The organism is Kribbella ginsengisoli, from assembly GCF_039537185.1.
Lineage (GTDB): Bacteria > Actinomycetota > Actinomycetes > Propionibacteriales > Kribbellaceae > Kribbella > Kribbella koreensis.
Window position 1 is genome coordinate 55,774 of sequence record NZ_BAABAA010000006.1, and the last position, 15,126, is coordinate 70,899.

Below are 15,126 nucleotides of genomic sequence, written 5' to 3' on the forward strand. Positions count from 1 at the left end.
CCGAAGCACGGCCTTGCTCAGCCGGTCGCCGAGGGACTCGTGGTCGGCGACTTCTCGAAGCCCGGCACGGTCGCGCTCTGCAGCTCCAGCGTGCCCTCGTAGGCCGGCATCGCGATCGAGGACTCGTTCTTCACCTCGTAGCCGAGCTGGAACCGGACCACGTAGTCCTGCAGGTTCTCGATGTACTTCGAGTCGTCCAGCGCCTGCTGCAGCTTCTTGCGGTCGCCGATCGCGGTGATCCGGTACGGCGGCAGGTAGGGCACGCCGTGCAGGACGACCGAGTTGCCGACGCACTTGATGCCCGTGGTGGAGATCACCCGGTGGTTCTGGATCGAGATCGCGTCGGCGCCGCCGACCCAGAGCGCGTTCACCACGGCCTGGATGTCCTGCTGGTGGATCACCAGCCAGTCAGCGTCCACGTCCGGGTTGTCCTTGACCACCTCGGGCGGGGCGTCCTTGAGCGTGACGGTGAGGCCTGCCCCGGTGACCGGCGTGGTGCCGACCTCGTCGGACAGGTCCTTCAGCTGCTTGGCCAGTTTGGGCTCGATCGAGCCCTGTTGAGCCTGCAGCTTCTCGATGTCCTGGGTCAGCGCCGCGTGCTGCCGGGTCAGGCTGGCGCTGCGCCGGCTCTGTTCCTCGACCAGGCCCGCGAGCGTAGTGTTACGACTGGGACGCAGATCGGTACCGCGGGCGTTCGTTGCGCTGGTCGCGAAGAGCAACCCGGCACACAGCAACGCCACCGGCGCACTCGCGCGCCAGAGCGAAAAACGCCGCAGCTTGCTCACCCGTGATCCCCTTGCTCTCGTCTGCACTACGCTAACCGAGGCCAGAGCTAGCTTATGTGTCCGCAGTAGGTGTCCGTTACGAGGAGTCGAGTCGTGCCCGAGTCGAGCAGTCGCAAGACCAAGAAGTCCGCCACCGACAAGGTGAAGGTGGAGAAGACTCCGAAGAAGCCGCGTACCACCAGCCGGGTGTGGGTCGCCCCGCTGATGCTGGGGTGCTGGCTGCTCGGACTCGCCTGGCTGGTCGTCTTCTACGTGGCGGGCCAGGACATCCCGGTGATGCGCGACCTGAACAACTGGAACCTGCTGATCGGCATGGGCCTGATCGCGGGCGGTTTCGTCGTCTCCACCCAGTGGATCTAGTCGCCGTCTGACCTTCGCGGATCCCAGCCGGCGATCGGGCGCAACCGGCTGGGATTCTGCTGTCCGGACGAATTACAGAGCTGTGGTTATCCACATGGGTATCCCCAGCTGTGCACAGCTTTCAGCCGATTTTTCCCCAGGTTTTCCCCGGGTTCGGGCCGGATCTGGGGGAAAATCGCCGAAATCTGTGGATAAAGAAGGTTTGATCACCGGCTTATCCACAGCTGGGGAGCAACTCCTCGAGGCGTCGTGCGAGGTCCTGGGGAAATTCGTGCCCGAGGCCCGGCAAGCGGTCGATGGTGAAGCCCAGCGCGGTCAGCTGCCCCTCGGCGTCGTCCACAACCTCCAGCAGGTCGTCGGCGGTGCCGATCAGGACGCTCGCCGGTGACAAGGCGTTCTTCGCCGTCTGCGGTACGCCGCGCAGAGCGGGAGCCAGTACTACGGCACCGGCCGCCGGCACCGGATCGGCCCCGGCCGCCCAGTTGAGCACCACCCGGCCACCGGCGGAGAAGCCGGCCGCGATCAGCGGGAGTCCCTGCAGCTCCGTGGGGAGCTGGTCGACCGCGCGAGCGATGTCCTTCGCCGACTCCGCAGGGTCCGGCCAGGTGCGGTACATCGGCGACATCAGCTGCGAGGACTCCACGCCGACCAACGCGTAGCCGAGCTCAAGCACCCCCGCCCAGTCCCGCATCGCATGCCCAGCTCGCTGCCCTGCTCCATGCAGAGCCACCACGACCCCGCAGGACCAACTCGCCTGTCCGGGCGCGGCCGATTGGCCGCGGCCCATCGCCTGGGCGGAGCCGGTCGGTTCCGGGAGACGGATTAGCGGTGGGTCTTCCGCTACGACGCGGCGGGTGCGGGAGGTGGCGACGAGCTGCTGGAAGGCCGGTAGGTATTGGAGGGCGGCCAGGTCATCGTCCTCGGTGAGGATCTCCTCGGCCCACCAGGCTCCGTTGGCGCTCGCTTGCTGGAGGGTCGTGAGCGCTTCGGTCGTCTCGTGGAGAGAGCCGAGCAGGCAGGCGCGCAGGTGGGCGAGCTCGGCGGCCCACGGCGCAAGGTCCGGGTCGGCGGCGTCCAGTAGATCCAGGGCGACCGGCTGCAGGCCCTCGTCGTACAGGGCGGACACGCGGTCGGTCAGGCGGTCGTAGCGGTCCTCAGGAGTCTCCAAAGCGGTGATCTTGCCATATATGTAGACGTCTACGTAGAGATGTGCGTATAGTTCTACGTAGGAGGAGATACCCCATGCCGAACAAGACGATCTACGTTTCCGACGACGACCTGGCGCTCTACAAGCGGGCCCAGGAACTCGCCGGCAACCTGTCCCAAGCCATCTCGACCGCGCTCCGGCGGTTCGTCGAGATGGAGGAGGGCCGACTCGAGGGCTTCGACGAGATCACCGTCCGGGTCGGGCGCGGGACGGGCCGCAAGCAGCGGTTCTCCGGCGTCCTGCTGGCCGAGGGCGGCCGCTCCAACAAGAACGGCTACGAGGCCTTCAAGGTCTACCGGAGCCGGACCGGGAAGTTCGTCCTGCACGCCGACCGGAGCAACCTGTACGACCACACGACCACGGTCAACGGCGACGAGCAGGACTCCACCGGCTGGCGCAGCTGGATCGGCAGTTTCAGCAGCAACCAGACCTGGAGCATGGCCCAGGGCGAGTCGACGCTGCACATCGTGGAAACGGTGGAAGAGCTCCGGGACCTGATCCCGGCCGACCTCTACACCCTGGTCGAGGACGCGGCCGAACAGCCGACCGTGGAGGACCTCGACATCTGATCCGCGGCACCCACTCCAACTGAAGCACTCCCGCAGAGCGGCGGTCCCTGGGCCGGCCGGCTGGTTCCGCACGCCCTGAATCTCCTCCTCCCACACTCTCAAGCCACCTGGGTCAGGTTCACCCTGCCCGAAAACAAGCGAGGACCCATGAACAGCTCATCCCTGGCGCTCGACGTCACCGGTCTGCGCAAGGCCTACGGCGACCATCTCGTGCTCGACGGCATCGACCTGAATGTTGCCGAAGGCACCATCTTTTCCCTGCTCGGCCCGAACGGCGCCGGCAAGACCACGGTGGTGCAGATCCTGTCCACCCTGATCACCGCCGACGCCGGCCGGATCCGGGTCGCCGGGCACGACCTGACCGCCGACCCCGAGTCGGTCCGGGCGGCGATCGGCGTCACCGGCCAGTTCTCCGCGGTCGACGGCCTGCTGACCGGCGCCGAGAACCTGATCATGATGGCCGACCTGTACCACCTCGGCCGGACCGAAGGACGCCGCCGGGCAGCCGAGCTGCTCGAACAGTTCGACCTGCTCGAGGCCGGGAAGAAGCCCGCGATGACGTACTCCGGCGGCATGAAGCGCCGGCTCGATCTGGCGATGACGCTGGTCGGCAACCCGCGGATCATCTTCCTCGACGAGCCGACGACCGGACTGGACCCGCGCAGCCGGCACAACATGTGGCAGATCATCCGCGAGCTCGTCGCCGGTGGCGTCACGGTCCTCCTCACCACGCAGTACCTGGAGGAGGCAGACCAACTCGCCGACCAGATCGCAGTACTGGACCACGGCAAGCTGGTTGCCCAGGGCACCCCGGAGCAGCTCAAGCGGCTGGCACCGGGAGGCCACGTCCGGCTCCGGTTCAACGCGCCCGACGAATTCGCGCTCGCTGCTCAGGTACTGCAGGCAAGCACTCGCGACGACGAGGCACTGGTCCTCCAGGTGCCGAACGACGGCAGCGTGCAGGCCCTGCGCTCGCTGCTGGCCCGCCTCGACGAAGCCTCCCTCGAGGTCGACGAACTGACCGTCCACACCCCTGACCTGGATGACGTGTTCTTCGCGGTCACCGGCCAACCGACCAGCGCCTCTACCAGCCCCTCCACCAGCACTGACGCCCAGAAAGTGAGCAGCAAATGAGCACCGTGAGCCACCCCTTGGCCGACACCGCCACGATGTTGCGCCGCAACCTGCGGCACGCCCAGCGCTACCCCGGTCTGTCGCTGGGCGCCCTCGGGATGCCGGTCATCATGATGCTGCTGTTCGGCCTGGTCTTCGGCAAGACCTTCTCGGCCGGGATCGGCGGCGGCAGCGGCTTCGACTACATCGACTTCCTCACTCCCGGCATCCTGCTGATGTCGATCGCGTCCGGGACGATGTCCCCCGCGGTCGGCGCCGCGATGGACGTGTCCGACGGCATCGTCGCCCGGTTCCGGACGATGGCGATCTTCCGGCCGGCGGTGCTGACCGGGCATGTGCTGGGCAACGTGATCCTGACGATCGTCAGCCTGGTCCTGGTGGTCGGCTTCGCCGTCCTGATCGGGTTCCGCCCGAACGCGTCGGTCGTCGACTGGCTGCTGGCCGCCGGGCTGCTGATCGCGCTGACCGTCGCACTGACCTGGTTCGCGATCGCGCTGGGCCTGACCAGCAAGACCGCCGAGGGCGCGAGCAACATCGTGCTGCCGATCAGCCTGCTGCTGCCCTTCCTCAGCAACACCTTCATCCCACTGGACGCGATGCCGAGCGGCATCCGCTGGTTCGCCGAGTACCAGCCGTTCACCGCCGTGATCGACACCCTCCGCCACCTGCTCCTCGGAATGCCGATGGACAGCGGCACCGGCTGGCTGGCCGTTGCCTGGTGCGTCGCCATCGCGCTGGTCGGCTACTTCTGGGCCCAGAAGAGCTACAACAAGGGCACCGCCGCCTGAAATCGAATGTTTTGAGCGACCGCTCAAAACTGGGTCTATGCTGGCGAGCATGACGCCCGTCGAGCCTGCAGACCCGCCCGACCCCCAACCGCCGTACCCGGCGCCCGAACCGGCCCCGGCTCCTCCACCGAGGAGCTGGGGCGGTCGCGTTGCCGCGCTCGCCATCGTCGCGTTCACCGGAGTGACCGCCCCGTTTCTGCTCATCCGGTCCGGTCACCTGGACACCGCCGCCCTCTTCGTCGGGGTGCCGCTGGCTCTGGCGGTGATCATCGCCTTGTCGCCACCGGCCAAGAGCCTGCACGGGTTGACCTTCCGGGTCGTCACCTTCGGCCTGCTGATCACGTCGGCCTTCCTGCATGAGGGCGCCGCCTGTGTGCTGATGGCCTCGCCACTCGTGTACGGCGTCGGGCACCTGGTCGCCGAGGTCGTTCGGCAGGCCCGCCGGTTGGACGAAAGGCGGCGCGCGGCGCTCGCCGTCGTACCGCTCCTGCTGCTGGCCAGTCTCGAAGGGACCGCCTATCGGGTCGACCCCGTCCAGACTGTGACGACTGAGCGGGTGGTCGCGATGTCTCCGCAGCAGGTCGAGCAGAGCTTGCAGCGTGGACCGGACTTCTCGGCGCGCAGACCGTTCCTGCTCCGGTTCAGCGGGTATCCGACCCCGACCGCCTCGAGCGGCGACGGGCTCGCTGTCGGGACCAGGTGGACCTTCACGATGGCGGGCGGCCCGATCGTCACCGAGGTCAGCGCCCGCGACAGTCAGCGGATCGAGTTCAAGGTCGTCTCGGACCAGTCGAAGACGCAGCGCTGGCTCAGCTGGCAACGAGCAGTCGTCCGGCTGACTCCGCAGGCCGATGGCGACACGGCGGTGAAGCTGGAGCTCTCGTTCACCCGGCGCCTCGACCCGAGCTGGTACTTCGGGCCGATCGAGAGCGCGATGGTAGGCGCCGGCCTCGACCACTTCGCCGACTCGCTCGGGCTGCGTGCAGAATGACTGCTTTGGTGCGCGGGCTCTGCCTGGTCGTCCCGGCCGGGCTCGCCCTCGCCCTGTGGCGGCGGCCGGACCGGAGGACGGCCGGTGCGGTCCTGCTGTCGTTCCTGACGGCCTTCGTCGCCATAGGTCTGGCCAACAAGGTTGCGATGGCCGCCGGGTGGTGGCGGTACACCGTGGCCGACGGACTCTTCCTGGGCATCCCTTTGGATCTCTGGCTCGGCTGGGCCGTCCTCTGGGGACCGGTGCCGCTACTACTGCGCCGCCGACTGCCCATCTGGACCGTCCTGCTCGCCTGCGGCTGGCTGGACCTCCTATTCATGCCTCGGCTCGACAGCCTCGCCCAGCTGAACCACCACTGGCTGTACGGCGAACTGCTCGCCCTCCTGCTCGGAGTGCCACCCGCCTTGCTCCTGGGCAGGTGGACCATCGACCAGCGGCAGCTCACAGGTCGAGTACTCCTGCAACTGTTCACCTTCACCGGGCTGGCCCTCTGGCTACTCCCGTCGGCGGTGATGGCCCGTGGCGACGGCAGCTGGAGTCACCTGGTCGACGACCCGCTGTGGCGGAGCTCGACCGTCGTGCAGTTGATGGCGCTGGCCGCAGTACCGGCCTTGTCCGCGATGACGGAGTTCGCCAGCCGGGGCCGCGGTACGCCGTACCCGTGGGACCCACCGAGTGACCTCGTCACCACGGGTCCCTATGCCTACGTGGCCAACCCGATGCAGATCTCCGCAGTACTCGTGCTGGCGCTGCTGGCCGTAGGAACCCACAGCTGGTCCTTGGCTGCGGCAACTGTTGGGGCAGTGGCGTTCAGCTGCTTCGTAGCGGACCCCCACGAACGCACGGACCTGGCAAACCGCTTGGGACAGCAGTGGCTGGCCTATGACGCTGAAGTGAAACCGTGGCGATTCAGGCGCACGCCCTACGCGGCAGAACCGGCCGCGCTCTATCTATCGGACACCTGCATCATTTGCCGGCAGACGAGGGCTCTAGTTGAGTGCACCAACCCACGGGACCTCACCATCCGTGCTGCCGAGGGATATACGGTGGCGGGGCTGCGCCGGGCTCTGTACGTGGGACCGGACGACCTGCACGCCAGCGGTCTGGCTGCTGTGGCCCGTGGGCTGGAGCACAGTGGTCCGGGATGGGCGTATCTAGGCTGGTCGATCAGGTTGCCGGTGGTCCGTCCGATGCTGCAGTTGCTGGTCGACGGGATGGGTGGTGGACCGCGGCAACTGCCGACGGCGAAGGAGACGTGATGGCGAAGGACACCAGGGCTGGTCTGCTGAACGCTGCGCTGCAGACCATCGGTGAGCTCGGCTTCGCAGGCGCGTCCGCCCGGCACATCGCCGCGGCCGCAGGCCAGAACCAGGCGCTGGTCTTCTACCACTTCGGCACGGTCAACGACCTGATCGCCGAGGCCTGCCGGACCAGTACCGAGCAGCGGGTCGCGCTGTACCGGGACGAGTTCGACAAGGCGAGTACGTTCGCCGAGCTGCTCACGGTCGGCCGCCGGGTGCACGTCACGGAGCATGCTGAGGGCAACGTCGCAGTACTGGCTCAGTTGCTGGCCGGTGCGCGCGGCAACGAGGTCGTCGCCGCAGCGGTCGCCGATGCGATCAACCTCTGGGTGGTCGAGGTGGAGAAGACGCTGCAGCGGGTGCTCGCCGGCAGCCCGTTGCTCCCGCTGGTCGATCTGGGCGGGCTGGCCAGGGCGATCTCGGCGGGATTCGTCGGCATCGAGCTGCTCGATGGGATCGACCCCGCCGGCGCCACCCGCGCGCTGGGGTCGCTCGAGCAGCTCGCAGTACTGACCGAGACCCTGCTGACCGAGCTGGACAACCTCGGCCCGGTCACCAGCCGCGTCGTCCGGCGGAAGCTGCGGCCGCTCAGCCCGTAAAGGCTCAGATGAGGGCCGCGGCGCCGAGGTTGTTGGCTCGGGAGTCGATGTGGCGGGGGACCATCACGTTGCAGTCCGGGTTGGTGATCGGCGGGCCGGCCACCACGCGGAGCGGGATCAAACCGGTCCAGTGCGGGAGGTCGAGGTCTTCCTCGTCGTCGTTCGCCGCGCCGGAGCGGGACTTGACCGAGGCCTCGGTGAGGGAGAGCGCCAGCACCGAGGTCTTGGCCAGCTCCTTGCGATTCGGCGGGCGGACCTCGGTGGAGCGGCCGGGGACCAGGTGGTCGACGATCCGGTTCAGCCCGTGCAGCTTCTCGTCGGCGTCGGTGAGCAGCCGGGGGACGCCGAAGATGACCGCCGAGCGGTAGTTCACCGAGTGGTGGAAGGCGGACCGGGCGAGCACTAGGCCGTCGGTGTGGGTGATCGTGACGCAGATCGTCTGGTCCGGCGAGGCGACCACGCTGCGAGCGGCCACCGAGCCGTGCAGGTAGAGGGTGCCGTCGGCGCCGGCGTCGAAATCGACCCCGTAGGCGGTGGGCAGGACGAGCGGCGTTCCGTCGACGACGACGCCGAGGTGGCAGAACATGCCGTCGAGCAGGACTTCACGCAGAGCGCTGCGTTCGGTCGCGGCGCGTTCCTTCTCCCGGCGCAGCTTCGTCCGGGTTGTCGGGGAGAGCGGTGTGGTGGTCATGTTTCCAGCTTGGCGGCTCAGTGGCATGCTGGCACGGTCCATTCCCGCCCGAGTCAGGTAGTCCACTTGCAGAGCTCGCTCCCGCTCGTGCTGAGCCGCGACGGCACCGGCCCGCTGCACCTGCAGTTGGCCGAGCAGTTCCGCGCGGCCATCCGCGACGGGCGCCTGCAGGCAGGTCATCGGCTGCCGTCGACCCGGGACCTGGCAAAGGACCTTTCCGTGTCGCGTTCGGTGGCGCAGGCGGCCTACGACCAGCTGCACGCCGAGGGGTGGATAGCGGGGCGTACCGGGTCGGGGACCTACGTGGCAGACGTAGTACCGCTGCAGCCGGTACGACGTCCGCGGGCGCGGCCGACCCGGCCTGCCGACGAGGAGCTCCTCACGCTCCGCCCCGGCATCCCGTACGTCGGCCCGACGTCCGACGCCGGCTGGAAGCGCGCCTGGCGGGAGGTGGCGGCGCAACCACCTGCCCGTGGCTACGACCACCCAGCAGGCCTGCCAGACCTGCGGGCCGCGCTGGTCGAGCACGTCGGTCGCGTCCGCGGCATCTCCTGCGGACCTGAGAACGTGATGATCACCAACGGCACCATGCATGGGCTCCACCTCTTGCTGACCGTTCGCGGCCGGCCCGGTGAACGGTTCGCCGTCGAGGACCCGGGCTACCTCAGCGCGGCGATCACCGCGCGGCAGCACGGGCTCGAGGTGGTCGACATCCCGGTCGACGAAGACGGCCTGGTGGTCTCCGAGCTCGACTCGGACCTGGCGGCCGTCTACGTCACGCCGTCGCATCAGTACCCGCTCGGCGGCCGGCTACCCGTTGCCCGGCGCAACGAGTTGATCCGGTGGGCCCGGCGGACCGGGGCGACGCTGATCGAGGACGACTACGACAGCGAGTTCCGGTACGACGTCGCGCCGCTGCCCGCACTCGCCCAGCTCGACCTCGATCGGGTGGTCCACCTGGGCACCCTGTCGAAGCTGATCAGCCCGTCGCTGCGACTCGGCTGGCTGGTCGCCTCCGCCGAGACGGTCGACCGGCTGTCGGCGTACCGGGAGGAAGCCAGCGACTGGCCCGCGTGGCCGATCCAGGTCGCCTTCCTGGCCATGCTCCGCGACGGCTACCTCGACCAGGTCATCCGCCGATCGAAACGCCTGTACTCCGAACGCCGCAACCACACCTGCGCCGTCCTGGAGCCATATGGCCAGATCATCGGCCAGGACGCGGGCCTCCACATCACCCTGCTCCTCCCCCCAGGAGCAGACGACCTGGCCATCGCCGCGGCGGCCAGGGCAGCCGGGGTAGTCGTCGCGCCCCTGTCCGACTACCGCCGCTCCATCTCCGGCCCCCCAGGCCTGGTGATCGGCTACGCCACCCCCACCGACGAAAACTTCCACCAGGCCCTGACGATCCTCTGCGAAGTCCTCAGCCGCCGTTGAGGGGATCGCCCCGGGGGATGTTGGCCCAGCGGAAGTTCACCGCGTCGGGGAAGGTGCTGTTGACCTTGCCGAGGTTCTGGATGACCGTGGCCGCGCCGTTGGCGTGCGACATGGCGTAGGTGTAGCCGGACTTGGTGTCGTTGTCGATGGCCAGCAGGAGGGTGCCCGAGTTGCCGCACTTGTCGGCAATCAGCTTCTCGAAACCGCCCCAGCCCGACGGCCGGACCTTGGTGACAACCGGCTTCATCGGCGTGCTGAGCGGGATCTTGATCGTGTACAGAGCACCACCGCTGAGGTTGGCCAGGAACGTGTCAGAGGTCGCGGTCTTGCCGATCAGCGCCATCGACTTGACCGACCCGAAGCCCGGCGCGGAACCGGTCCTGCGCCAGGACCCGTCCGAGGTGTTCCAGCGGAACAGCGTGCCGTCGTTGCGCAGCCCGTATGCCGTGCTGCGATAGACCCGGTCCTTCACGACCTCGTACTCCGAGACCTCGAGCGCCCTGTAGGTGCTCCAACCACCACCGACCCGCCTCCTCGCCGGCGGCCAGTCCGGATCGAGCTCACCGTGGTCGCCCACTCCGAAGGCGACCGAGTAGAGGCTGTCGCCCTCGATGACGTCGCCGTAGATATCGGCACCGATGGCGTTCGGCTCCCGGACGAACTGGGCGGTGACGCGCACCTTGCCCGGCTGGAACAGCCCGTTGGTGTCGAGCCAGTGACTCTTCACCGGCGGCGTGCCACGGACGAAGCTGATGCTCTGTGCACCGGCTGCGGTGATGGCCCCGGTGGTCATCACGCAGGCCTCGGTCGTGCCCGTCGTGGAGGTTGTCGCCGCCTGTGTGGGTGCGGCCAGCGCCGCGGTGGTCAACGCGGCCGCACCGGCCAGCGCCAGCCCGGTACGGAAAAGTCTTCGTCCAGTCACAGTCTCGTCCCCTTGGAGGTCGGCATCGCATCCATCGCTTTCATACGGCTAGATGCGATGCCGACAACGAAGGTTAGAAACGCTGCCCGATGGTGCAGCTGCGGCGACAGGTGCTCAGCCGCCGGTGAGCGGGTCCAGGTCCGGGACGACGCCCCAGCGGAAGTTCACCGCGTCGGGGAAGGTGCTGTTGACCTTGCCGAGGTTCTGAATGACCGTGGCGGCGCCGTTGGCGTGGGAGACGGCGTAGGTGAAGCCTGCCTTGGCGTCCTTGTCGATGCCGAGCAGGAGGGTGCCGGAGGCGCCGCACTTGTTGGCGATCAGCTTCTCGAAGCCGCCCCAGCCCGACGGCCGGATCTTGGTGACAACCGGCTTCATCGGCGCCGCGGTCGGGATCTTGATCGAGTAGAGCGCGCCGCCGGTGAGGTTCGCCAGGAACATGTCGTACGTGGCGGTCTTGCCGATCAGCGCCATCGACTTGACCGATCCGAAGCCCGGCGCGGAACCGGTCGAGCGCCAGGACCCGGTCGTGTAGTTCCAGCGGAACAGCGTGCCGTCTTTGCGCAGCCCGTACGCCATGTCGCGCTCGAACTTGTACTCCGAGACCTCCAGCACGGTGTAGTTGCTCCAACCGCCGCCGACTCGGGTCAACCTGGACGGGTACGTGGGGTCGATCTCATTGGTGCCGTCCAGCCCGAAGACGCTCCGGTAGAGGCTGTCGCCCTGCAGCACGAAGCCGGAGATGTCTGCGCCCGAGACGTTCGGCTCTCGGATGAAGGTGGAGGCGACACGCACCTTGCCAGGCTGGTACACCCCATGGGTGTTGACGGTCTGGCTCTTGACCGGTGGCGTGCCGCCGACCGAACTGGTGGTCTGCGCACCGGCCGCGGTGACGGCCCCGGCGCTCAGCACGCAGGCCGCGGTCGTGCCGGTCGCGGCCGTCGTCGATGCCTGCGCGGGTGCCGCCAGCGCCGCGGTGGCCAGCGCGGCTACGCCGGCCAGCGCCAGCCCGGTACGGAAGAGCTTTCGTCCAGTCACAGTTTCGTCCCCTTGGAGGTCGTCATCGCGTCTATCGCTTTCATACCTCTAGATGCGGTGCGGACCAGAAAGGTTAGGGCGTCTGTGGATTGCGTTTCTGTGGCGGCTGGACGACAGGTTGGTCACCGTTCCAGGTGAGCTCGGACAGCCACATCGTCCGGCCGGGCGGGTCGACGCCGACGAGCGCCGGATCCCAGGCGTGGTAGACGAACCAGTAGCGGTCGTCCTTGACCAGGACCATGTTGTGACCGGGGCCGGCGGCATCGGATGAGGTGGTGAGGATGGGATCACCGAACTTCACGCACGGGCCGGCGGGCGTTTCGCAGAGGGCGTGGCCGACGGCGTACTCCGCCTTGTCGTAGGCGTTGGCCGAGTAGAAGAGATGGAACTTGCCGTTGCGCTCGACAACATACGGAGCCTCGACCAGGTTGCCCTCCCACGGCAGCGTCTGCTTGATCAGCCGAGTCGTCTCGCCGACCAGCGTCAGCCCGTCGGGCGAGAGCTTGGAGACGTAGATCCAGGTGTCGACGCCGATCGCGTTGCCGTCGTTCTTCCAGTACAGCCAGCGCTGCCCGGACGAGTCCTGGAACGGGCTCGCGTCGATCGATCCACCCTCGTCCACCTGACAGATCAACGGTTTACTCGATTTGTCGACATATGGACCTTTGGCCGTTGGTGCCACCGCGACGCCCACGCACTGCCGACCGGACGCATCGTCAGAAGTCGTGTAATACATGACGAAACGATCAGTTCCCTGTACTGCGACCTCCGGCGCCCAGACCTTCCCAGGTGACGTCCAACCCGGCAGCGACGGCAACGCATCGCCCACCTGCTCCCAATCGACCAGGTCGGACGAGGTCAGCGTCTGAATGTTGCCCAGTGGCCCGTTCGTCGCGAACGCGTAGTACTCCGAGCCGACCGCGATCACCTGCGGATCCGCGAAGTTGCCGTCGTACACCGGGTTGGTGAAGCCCATCGTCGTCCCTTCGGAAGAAGTGGCACTGCCGGGGTTGCTGCACCCCGCCGCCAGTACGACCAGCAGCAGCAACCCCGGCCAGCGCGACATCACTTGCTCGCGTAGAACCGCAGGTAGTCGAACGTGGCCACCGGCGGCGGGTTGGACCCGGTCTGGTCGCCATGCGCGTACAGCCCCAGCTTCGGCGTCACCCCGGCCGGCAGCACCCAGGACGCGCCCCAGGTCCACTCCTTCCCGTCAGCACTGGTCCCCGCCCGGTACACGTGCTCCCCAGCCGCATTGCGGTGATAGGCAAGCCGCATCCACATGGTCGGCGCCGATCGCCCGATCGCCGCGCCGCCGTAGCTGGTCGCGCCGTCGGACGGCCGTGCCACCAGCTCGCGGCCGAACTCGGTCTGCCGCGTCCGCCAGATCGACACGTCCCCGAGCCGGGCGAAGTTGTCGTCGTTCAGATACGCGATCATCCCGGCCTGCTGGTAGTTGCGGATGTCGCCCTCGCCGAGGTCGAGATGCAGCTTCGTCTCCGCGATCCAGCTGTCCCCGGCCGGCGTCTGGTGGAAGAGCAGCCCGGCGTTGTTGCCGCCGCCGACCAGATCGGTGTTCTGCAACGGCCACGACAAGTTGCCATTAGCAACAATGGCACGCGCGTCCGGCCGCACCCACGACCACTGATCGCCGAGCGCTCCGTTGAACTCGTCGGCTGCGAGTAGCTTCCCAGCAACCGGTACCGCGGCAGCGCGGCGTACTGGCTGCGCCACCGAACGGACAGTCAGGTTGTCGACCTCCGCCGTCCCCAGCCAACTGACGGGCGCCGATCGAACCTTCAACCCCCGTACGCCGAGTTGCGCCTCCGCGTAGAGGTCGCCGAGCCCGGCGTCGTTCACCCGCGCGGTCACCCTGCTCCCGGAGACCTCCACGACAAGGTTGTTCCACTGCGACCGATCGAAGTCCGCAGGCAACGGAGCACTCGTGGTACGCCCGCCGGCCACGATGCTGACCTTGCTCGCGCCAACCGTGACCACGACGGCCCCGCCGCCCACCACGGTGGTGAAGCTGTTGCCGAGCTTCACGTTGGCCTCAACCCGCACCGAGCCAGCGCGCGCGGACTGCCGCGTCGTCGCAGCCCCACGGATGGATGCAGTAGGCCCACCAAGCGAGTCACCAGCCAGCTTGGTCGCACCCCGAAGACCGCCCGCCGGGTCGGTGGAGTCGATCCCCAGCGCCGAGCCCGTCGTCGGAGCAGGCTGCGGGGTGTCGGACGGACCGGCACCGGCCCGCGTGCGCGGCCAGCCGTCGATCCAGTCGATGTCGTCGATCAGCATCGGGCGGCGGTTGATCCCGAACGGGTCGGTCAGCCACGGCGTACCGCGGTCGATCGCGTGGTAGACGATGTGGTCCTGCCCGGCCGCGTCGGTGATGAAGGCGTGATGGCCCGGACCGATCCACTTGTTGCCGTTCTGGGTGATCACGGTCGTGCCGCCGACTCGCGACTCGTTCATCGACACCCCGTCGGCGTCCAGGAACGGGCCGCGCGGCGACTTGGAGCGGCCGGCGAAGACGGAGTACCCGGTGGTCGGGCCGGCGCAGCAGTTGCTGGACGAGCCCATCAGGTAGTACCAGCCGTCGCGGTAGACGACGTACGAGCCCTCGTAGCGGTCGCCGACGGTCACCTGGGTGGGTGTACCGACCGAGTGCAGCCCGTCGGGGGTGAGCTCGGTGACGGAGAGTCCGCCGTAGAAGCCACCCGTGTAGAGGTAGCGCTTGCCGTCGGCCGCGGTGAGCATCGCCGGGTCGATGGTGCCGAAGTAGCCGCCGTTGCCGTCCGGCTTGGGCGCGACGACCGGGCCGTCGGTGGCAGTCCAGGGACCGGCGGGAGTCGGGGCGGTGGCCACGCCGATCCCCGGATCGCCACCCGGGTTGGCGAGCGTGTCGGTGACGGTGAAGTACATGACGTACCGGCCGCCGAAGTACCGGATGTCCGGCGCCCAGAAGAACGAGCCAGGTGCGGCCCAGGCCGGTTTGGTGCTGTCGTTGAAGACGGTGCCGAGGTACTCCCAGGAGCCGAAGTCCTTGGTCCTGGCCATGTGCATCAGGCCGAACGGGCCGTTGGCGACGAGTGGGTCGGAGGTGGCGTACGCGTACCAGTAGCCGTCGCGGCCCTGGATGATCGACGGGTCGGCGAACGTGTCGGCGAAGGGCTTCGAGATGTCGTTGAGCGTGGTCACGGGAGCGGGCGGGGGTGCGGCGACGGCGGCCGTGGTACCGGTGGCAACCGCGGCGACAGCGAGCGCCGCTGCGAACAAGCGTCTAGGAGGCACGGGCGGGGTTCCCCTC

The 15,126-nt window shown here is 68.1% G+C and carries 15 protein-coding genes; 8 read left to right on the forward strand and 7 right to left on the reverse strand.

The window, feature by feature from the left end; genetic code table 11:
- Positions 1-17: 17 nt before the first annotated feature.
- Positions 18-785 (reverse strand): DUF881 domain-containing protein, encoded by a 768-nt coding sequence (locus tag ABD768_RS21195; RefSeq protein ID WP_343967804.1) that lies wholly within the window; start codon positions 783-785, stop codon positions 18-20.
- A gap of 93 nt (positions 786-878) precedes the next feature.
- On the opposite strand from ABD768_RS21195, the gene ABD768_RS21200 reads away from it, so the two are divergent.
- Positions 879-1,145: a cell division protein CrgA gene (locus tag ABD768_RS21200; RefSeq protein WP_343967806.1), complete on the forward strand. Its 267-nt coding sequence runs from the start codon at positions 879-881 to the stop codon at positions 1,143-1,145.
- A 214-nt stretch (positions 1,146-1,359) separates the two neighbouring features.
- On the opposite strand, the gene ABD768_RS21205 is transcribed toward ABD768_RS21200, so the two are convergent.
- Positions 1,360-2,313 (reverse strand): alpha/beta hydrolase, encoded by a 954-nt coding sequence (locus ABD768_RS21205; RefSeq protein ID WP_344843137.1) that lies wholly within the window; start codon positions 2,311-2,313, stop codon positions 1,360-1,362.
- Positions 2,314-2,387: 74 nt separating this feature from the next.
- Between ABD768_RS21205 and ABD768_RS21210 the strand changes: the two genes are divergently transcribed.
- The 6 genes from ABD768_RS21210 to ABD768_RS21235 all read left to right on the forward strand — a co-directional run bounded on the left by ABD768_RS21210 (position 2,388) and on the right by ABD768_RS21235 (position 7,734).
- Positions 2,388-2,921: an EXLDI protein gene (locus tag ABD768_RS21210; RefSeq protein ID WP_344843139.1), complete on the forward strand. Its 534-nt coding sequence runs from the start codon at positions 2,388-2,390 to the stop codon at positions 2,919-2,921.
- A 147-nt stretch (positions 2,922-3,068) separates the two neighbouring features.
- Positions 3,069-4,055, forward strand: a complete 987-nt coding sequence (locus ABD768_RS21215; protein WP_344843142.1) for an ATP-binding cassette domain-containing protein — start codon at positions 3,069-3,071, stop codon at positions 4,053-4,055.
- On the forward strand, positions 4,052-4,843 hold the full coding sequence (locus ABD768_RS21220) for an ABC transporter permease (RefSeq protein WP_343967816.1): 792 nt from the start codon (positions 4,052-4,054) through the stop codon (positions 4,841-4,843). Before ABD768_RS21215 ends, ABD768_RS21220 begins: the two co-directional genes overlap by 4 nt.
- A gap of 49 nt (positions 4,844-4,892) precedes the next feature.
- Positions 4,893-5,834, forward strand: coding sequence for an SRPBCC family protein (locus ABD768_RS21225; protein WP_344843144.1), 942 nt, complete (start codon positions 4,893-4,895; stop codon positions 5,832-5,834).
- Complete coding sequence (locus ABD768_RS21230) at positions 5,831-7,093, forward strand: methyltransferase family protein (protein WP_344843147.1); 1,263 nt, start codon at positions 5,831-5,833, stop codon at positions 7,091-7,093. Before ABD768_RS21225 ends, ABD768_RS21230 begins: the two co-directional genes overlap by 4 nt.
- Positions 7,093-7,734 (forward strand): TetR/AcrR family transcriptional regulator, encoded by a 642-nt coding sequence (locus ABD768_RS21235; protein ID WP_344843149.1) that lies wholly within the window; start codon positions 7,093-7,095, stop codon positions 7,732-7,734. Before ABD768_RS21230 ends, ABD768_RS21235 begins: the two co-directional genes overlap by 1 nt.
- 4 nt (positions 7,735-7,738) lie before the next feature.
- On the opposite strand, the gene ABD768_RS21240 is transcribed toward ABD768_RS21235, so the two are convergent.
- Positions 7,739-8,425 (reverse strand): pyridoxamine 5'-phosphate oxidase family protein, encoded by a 687-nt coding sequence (locus ABD768_RS21240; protein WP_343967823.1) that lies wholly within the window; start codon positions 8,423-8,425, stop codon positions 7,739-7,741.
- A gap of 66 nt (positions 8,426-8,491) precedes the next feature.
- On the opposite strand from ABD768_RS21240, the gene pdxR reads away from it, so the two are divergent.
- Positions 8,492-9,859 carry a MocR-like pyridoxine biosynthesis transcription factor PdxR gene (pdxR, locus tag ABD768_RS21245; protein WP_344843152.1) on the forward strand — a complete coding sequence of 456 codons (1,368 nt, stop codon included), beginning with the start codon at positions 8,492-8,494 and terminating at the stop codon, positions 9,857-9,859.
- Here pdxR and ABD768_RS21250 read toward each other — a convergent pair.
- From ABD768_RS21250 to ABD768_RS21265, 4 genes are all read right to left on the reverse strand, one after another.
- Positions 9,846-10,781: a hypothetical protein gene (locus tag ABD768_RS21250; RefSeq protein WP_344843154.1), complete on the reverse strand. Its 936-nt coding sequence runs from the start codon at positions 10,779-10,781 to the stop codon at positions 9,846-9,848. The genes pdxR and ABD768_RS21250 overlap by 14 nt on opposite strands.
- A gap of 114 nt (positions 10,782-10,895) precedes the next feature.
- A complete protein-coding gene (locus tag ABD768_RS21255) occupies positions 10,896-11,816 on the reverse strand; it encodes a hypothetical protein (protein WP_344843157.1) in 921 nt (306 codons plus the stop codon).
- 73 nt (positions 11,817-11,889) lie between these two features.
- Positions 11,890-12,882, reverse strand: coding sequence for a glycoside hydrolase family 43 protein (locus ABD768_RS21260; protein ID WP_344843159.1), 993 nt, complete (start codon positions 12,880-12,882; stop codon positions 11,890-11,892).
- On the reverse strand, positions 12,882-15,110 hold the full coding sequence (locus ABD768_RS21265; RefSeq protein WP_344843161.1) for a glycoside hydrolase family 43 protein: 2,229 nt from the start codon (positions 15,108-15,110) through the stop codon (positions 12,882-12,884). The genes ABD768_RS21260 and ABD768_RS21265 overlap by 1 nt, the downstream gene beginning before the upstream one ends.
- Positions 15,111-15,126: the final 16 nt, after the last annotated feature.

Coding starts and splice junctions, on each gene's coding strand:
- ABD768_RS21240 (WP_343967823.1), bottom strand. CDS start 8,425: ATGACCACCACACCGCTCTCCCCGACAACCCGGACGAAGCTGCGCCGG.
- ABD768_RS21210 (WP_344843139.1), top strand. CDS start 2,388: ATGCCGAACAAGACGATCTACGTTTCCGACGACGACCTGGCGCTCTAC.
- ABD768_RS21230 (WP_344843147.1), top strand. CDS start 5,831: ATGACTGCTTTGGTGCGCGGGCTCTGCCTGGTCGTCCCGGCCGGGCTC.
- ABD768_RS21235 (WP_344843149.1), top strand. CDS start 7,093: ATGGCGAAGGACACCAGGGCTGGTCTGCTGAACGCTGCGCTGCAGACC.
- ABD768_RS21260 (WP_344843159.1), bottom strand. CDS start 12,882: ATGTCGCGCTGGCCGGGGTTGCTGCTGCTGGTCGTACTGGCGGCGGGG.
- ABD768_RS21215 (WP_344843142.1), top strand. CDS start 3,069: ATGAACAGCTCATCCCTGGCGCTCGACGTCACCGGTCTGCGCAAGGCC.
- ABD768_RS21220 (WP_343967816.1), top strand. CDS start 4,052: ATGAGCACCGTGAGCCACCCCTTGGCCGACACCGCCACGATGTTGCGC.
- ABD768_RS21225 (WP_344843144.1), top strand. CDS start 4,893: ATGACGCCCGTCGAGCCTGCAGACCCGCCCGACCCCCAACCGCCGTAC.